The sequence below is a fragment of the Collinsella sp. 1033st1_E11_1033SCRN_220408 genome (genome assembly GCF_039062465.1).
Classification (GTDB): domain Bacteria; phylum Actinomycetota; class Coriobacteriia; order Coriobacteriales; family Atopobiaceae; genus Parolsenella.
This window is the reverse complement of record NZ_JBCLNF010000025.1, coordinates 1-1,033: the sequence shown is the minus strand read 5'-3', so window position 1 is coordinate 1,033 and position 1,033 is coordinate 1. Positions and strand designations below refer to the sequence as shown.

Annotated in this window: 1 protein-coding gene; it reads right to left on the bottom strand. The window is 73.1% G+C overall.

The window, feature by feature from the left end; genetic code table 11:
- A partial coding sequence (locus ABCN07_RS07975; protein ID WP_343006168.1) for an IS481 family transposase occupies window positions 1-967 on the bottom strand: 967 nt, incomplete at its 3' end.
- Window positions 968-1,033: the final 66 nt, after the last annotated feature.

Here is a 1,033-nt window from a genome sequence, read left to right as displayed (position 1 = left end):
TGTTATGTGCCATGACGTTGTTTACACCGAGTATGCGTGACATCGGAGGCAGGCCCCCGCACGCGCTGTGCGGACGGTCCCAATTGTAGCGCTCGATGAAGGAGGCCAGGGCATCCGCCCTGGCCTCCTCGCTCTCCCAGGCGCGGGCGTACTGCCACTCTCGCGCGAGCGTCCTGTTCATGCGCTCGACCTTGCCGTTCTGCCAGGGGCTGAAGGGCCTCGTGTACTTGTGCCCTATGCCTCGGGCCTCGAGCAGCGCGTTGAAGTCGCCCGACCGGTAGGCCGACCCGTTGTCGGTCATCACGCGCTCGACGGCGACCCCGAGGCCCTCGTAGAACGCGATCGCCCGCCCCATGAAGGCGCAGGCCGTCTCCTTCCTCTCGTCGGGCAGCTGCTCGGCGTAGGCGACCCGGCTGTTGTCGTCGACGGCCACGTGCAGGCACGACGTCCCGGCGCCCCTCCTCGACCCGCAGCCGCGCCCGAGGGCCCTGTGCCCGCCTCCCTCGGGTATGCGCGGCACCTTCTTGACGTCGACGTGGAGCAGCTCCCCGGGGCGCTCGCGCTCGTAGCGCACGCGCGTGACGGGGCCGCGGGCGCGCGGCTCGCCGGTGACGCGGTCGACGTCGTCCAGGCGCGGCAGGCCCCTGCGGGCCACGATCCTGGCGCAGGTGCGGGCCGGCACGCCCGTCTCGGCGGCCAGCGCGAGCGGGGCGAGCAGCAGCCTCGCCCGCGCGTCGGCGACGCGCGCCTCGACCTCGGGCGGCGTGAGCCTCGCCAGCCGGCGCGGGCGGCAGCCCCTGTCGGCCATCGGCTCGCCGCGCCGGGCCCGCGCGAGCCACTTGTGGGCGGTCTGGCGGCTCACGCCGGCCATCGCGGCGGCGTCCGAGACGCGCATGCCGCCGCCCACGCGCTCGCAGAGCAGCGCCCTGCCCCTCGGGGTCAACCTTGCGTTAGGATGCTGGGACATGGGAGGCCCCTCCTCGCTGTGCGCCTAGACAACCCACAGCATGCGGGAGGCCTCCCTATTTGTCAC